Raw genomic sequence first — 4,198 nt, 5'->3', positions numbered from 1 at the left:
GTTCATTCTCAACCCAATCTCCATTTCCATTTTGTTTCCAATAACCTATAAAAATTCTATTATACTTATAAAACAAATTGGAATAATATTTATTATCCCCATAATGACATCCGCAATATAAAATTTTCTTATTATTCATATGTAATAACTCCTTTCAAGTAAAAAATATTTATAAACAATAGTAGAATAATTATCTATTTTAATTATTCAAAATATGAATGGTTTCCATCACCCCAACTAACTCCGCAGGCAAAAACTCTTTTTAACTCCATATTATAGTCCTAAAATTATGTATATTTTACTATAAAATAATAACATAATATACTTAAATGTCAATGACAGTAATTATACCTTATATGTTTTATTTACAAAAAATAAATAGGTTATATAATATAAAAAACATATTTGGAGATATATTTGAAAAAAATACTGACTTTTTTATTATTTACTGCATTGATGATATCCCTATCATCTTGTGCGGCTAAAGTGCATTTGATAAATGATTCTTTTTACGGACAGAAATTCTATCAAACTGATTATATTAATATGAATTTTTGGTCAGCAACTGTAAAATTTAGATTTAAAAGTATAAGCGGTACTGATAAAATAATACTAGAAGCTCAATATATTACAGATGAATCATTCAGCATAAATCCTAATAGTAAGATTATACTTAAATTTGAAGACGGTACATATACAGCATTAAATTATACATCATTATTTCCAAAAACTGAAACAGAAATAATATACGGAACTTCTATATATTTTATGGATACATCTTATGTGGATAGAAGCTATAGTATAAATGCTGAAAATATGATAAAAGATATGAAAGTACTAACTGATATAAGAGTGGAAACTGTTGAAGGATTTCAAAATTTCACAGTAAAAAAAGGGGCAGCAGAGGATTTATTAAGACTTTATAATGAAATGCAAACTTTATTATCAGAAAATGATTGATTAATAAATATTTTTTATAAAGTTATAGCATTAAAATTGATGATATTATATAATTGAATGCATTATAATATTTTTTAATATATAAAGAACGGAGATAAATAAATTATGACTTTCACAAATTTAATTATGTCATTAAATAAATTCTGGAGCGAAAACGGATGCATAATACAGCAAGGTTATGACCTAGAAGTAGGAGCTGGTACATTTAACCCAGCAACAGCATTAAGAGCATTAGGTCCTGAACCTTTCAGTGTAGCTTATGTAGAACCTTCAAGAAGACCTACAGATGGAAGATATGGAGAAAACCCTAATAGACTCCAGCATTATTATCAGTATCAAGTTATAATGAAACCGTCTCCTGAAAATATTCAAGATTTATATATACAAAGTTTAGAAGCATTGGGAATAAGTTTTAAAGATCATGATATAAGATTTGTTCATGATGATTGGGAATCTCCTACTTTAGGTGCTTGGGGATTAGGCTGGGAAGTGTGGCTTGATGGTATGGAAATAACTCAATTTACATATTTCCAAGCGGTTGGAGGTATAAATTTAAAACCTATAACTGGTGAAATAACTTATGGACTTGAAAGAATTTGTATGTACTTGCAAAATATTGATAATGTGTATGATTTAGAATGGGGACATGGAATAAAATACGGAGATGTACATTTGCAAGGCGAAAAAGAATTTTCTAAATATAATTTTGAAGTGGCTGATATTGATATGTATTTCAGACATTTTAAAGAGTATGAAGAAGAATGTAGTAAATGTTTGGAGGTTGGATGCATACTCCCTGCTTATGATATGGTAATGAAAAGTTCACATGTATTTAATATGCTTGATGCTAGAAATGCAATCAGCGTTACAGAAAGAGCTGGATATATTGCAAGAGTAAGAGAGCTTATGAAAAAAGTTTCTGCTGCTTATATTGAATCAAGAGAAAAACTTGGATATCCATTAATAAAAAATAAATAATTATAAATAAAAAATACCCCTGCTTTTAGCAGAGGTATTTATGATTTTTAATAATATTATTTTCCTAATCTAGCTCTTAAAGTTTTACCCATTTCTTCGTATCCTTTCTTACCAAGCATAGCAAACATATTTTTCTTATACTCTTCTACACCAGGCTGATCGAAAGGATTGACACCAAGCATATAACCTGATATACCACATGCCTTTTCAAAGAAGTACAAAAGCTCTCCTATAGTGAATGGAGTAATTTTATCTAAATCAAGTATAATATTAGGGACTCCTCCATCAACATGGGCAAGAACTGTAGCTTCTAATGCAGATTTATTTATCTCATGCAAAGTTTTTCCATCCAAATAATTAAGTCCGTCAAGATCTGAAGCTTCTTTCTTCATTGTTAAATCAATATCTTCTTTATCTACTCTTATAACAGTTTCAAATAATCCTCTTTTTCCGTCCTGTATGAACTGACCTAAAGAGTGTAAATCAGTAGAGAAATCAACTGAAGCAGGGAATATACCTTTTTTATCTTTACCCTCGCTTTCTCCGTATAATTGTTTCCACCATTCAGATATATAATGCATTCTAGGTATATAATTTACCATTATTTCTGTGCTGTAGCCTTTAGCATAAAGTGCATTTCTAATCATAGCATATAACATAGAAGGATTTTTTTTATAATCCATTTCTTTAGTTAATTTAGCCATAGAATCAAAACCTTTAACAAACTCTTCTATATTAATTCCAGCTACTGCTATAGGTATAAGTCCTACTGGAGTAAGTACAGAATATCTTCCTCCTACATCATCAGGTATAACGAAAGTTCTGTATTTATTCTCATCAGATAAAGTTTTTAAAGCTCCTTTTGCCTTATCAGTAGTAGCTATTATTCTTTTAGAAGTTCCATCTTTACCATATCTTTTTTCAGCATATTCTTTTAACATTCTGAAAGCTATAGCAGGCTCAGTTGTAGTGCCACTTTTTGATATTACATTAATATAAAAATCTTTACCTTCTAAATAATCCAATAAATGTTTGAAATACTCTCCATTCATGTTATGACCTGCATATACAACCTGAGTATTTCCTTTTTTAGCCTGTGAGAAAGGATTTAAGAAAGATTCAATAACTGCCTTTCCGCCTAAATATGAACCGCCTATACCAACAGATACTAAAACTTCAACATTTTCCCTAATCTCTTTTCCTAATTCATCAATTTCCTTAACCATTTTTAAAGCCTCAGTAGGTAAATCAACCCAGCCTAAAAAATCATTTCCAGCACCTTTTTTGTTTTCTAAAAGTTCATTTGCATATTTAGCTTTTTCAGCAAGATATTCCAATTCATGCTCTTTTAAAAATCCTAGTACATTTTTATAATTTACAGATAGCATTTAATAACTCCATAATTTTTTTTGCTATATAAATTATACTATAATAATACCGAAAAATAAAGATAAATAATTTGTAAACTATAATAAATTGCAGGATTAATAATCAAATGATTTTATCAGGACTTGAAATAGAAAAAAATTTAGATAAAAATATAATAATAGAACCATTCGATAGAAAACAATTAAATTCAAATAGCTATAATGTTAAACTTCATAATAAACTTTTAGTATACAAAGAGAAAGAACTTGATATGAAAAAACAAAATGAAGTTGAAGAGATCATTATACCTGAAAGCGGTTATCAATTAAAGCCTAATGAATTATATTTGGGCAGAACTTTGGAATATACCAATACAAAAAAATATGTCCCTATGATAGAAGGACGTTCATCTATAGGAAGACTTGGAATATTCATTCATATTACAGCAGGTTTCGGAGATGTAGGTTTTGCTGGTTATTGGACTTTGGAAATTTTCTGCATAAAGCCTATAATAATATATCCGAATGTTGAAATAGCTCAGCTTTATTATCATACTATAGACGGAGAATATAAAGAGTATGCAAGCAGCAAATATCAGAATAATACAGATGTTCAGCCTAGTATGCTTTATAAAGATTTTAAATAATTTTAACTATTTTTTATTAGTTAATAAAGTAAAAATATTTATAAAAAATTCTATTTAAAAATTTATTATTTATCAATTACTGAGATTATTATAAATTTCTTTTTTTATGATTGGATTGTAGCATTTAAAATTATTTTTTTATTTCATGGAAATTATTAAAATTTTTACATTTGAAATATATTTAGTATAATAAAATAACGAAAGAAATTATTACAGTAGAAACTCTCAATAAGAAAAATCACTGTT

4 protein-coding genes are annotated in these 4,198 nt (G+C 27.7%); 3 read left to right on the top strand and 1 reads right to left on the bottom strand.

Features of this window, described 5'->3' with window-relative positions:
* The first annotated feature begins 417 nt into the window (after positions 1 to 417).
* Together Q1J76_RS04940 and Q1J76_RS04935 are read left to right on the top strand one after the other, a co-directional pair.
* Complete coding sequence (locus Q1J76_RS04940) at positions 418 to 960, top strand: hypothetical protein (protein WP_300367668.1); 543 nt, start codon at positions 418 to 420, stop codon at positions 958 to 960.
* A 105-nt stretch (positions 961 to 1,065) separates the two neighbouring features.
* On the top strand, positions 1,066 to 1,938 hold the full coding sequence (locus Q1J76_RS04935; protein ID WP_300367665.1) for a glycine--tRNA ligase subunit alpha: 873 nt from the start codon (positions 1,066 to 1,068) through the stop codon (positions 1,936 to 1,938).
* A 56-nt stretch (positions 1,939 to 1,994) separates the two neighbouring features.
* Here Q1J76_RS04935 and Q1J76_RS04930 read toward each other — a convergent pair whose 3' ends face one another.
* On the bottom strand, positions 1,995 to 3,326 hold the full coding sequence (locus Q1J76_RS04930; RefSeq protein ID WP_300367663.1) for a glucose-6-phosphate isomerase: 1,332 nt from the start codon (positions 3,324 to 3,326) through the stop codon (positions 1,995 to 1,997).
* A 107-nt stretch (positions 3,327 to 3,433) separates the two neighbouring features.
* On the opposite strand from Q1J76_RS04930, the gene dcd reads away from it, so the two are divergent.
* Positions 3,434 to 3,952: a dCTP deaminase gene (dcd, locus tag Q1J76_RS04925; RefSeq protein WP_300367660.1), complete on the top strand. Its 519-nt coding sequence runs from the start codon at positions 3,434 to 3,436 to the stop codon at positions 3,950 to 3,952.
* The last annotated feature ends 246 nt before the right edge of the window (positions 3,953 to 4,198 follow it).

It is taken from the genome of Brachyspira sp. (assembly GCF_029258575.1).
Classification (GTDB): Bacteria; Spirochaetota; Brachyspiria; order Brachyspirales; family Brachyspiraceae; genus Brachyspira.
Note: the sequence above shows the minus strand (reverse complement) of the source record. Positions and strands in the feature narration are given on the sequence as shown.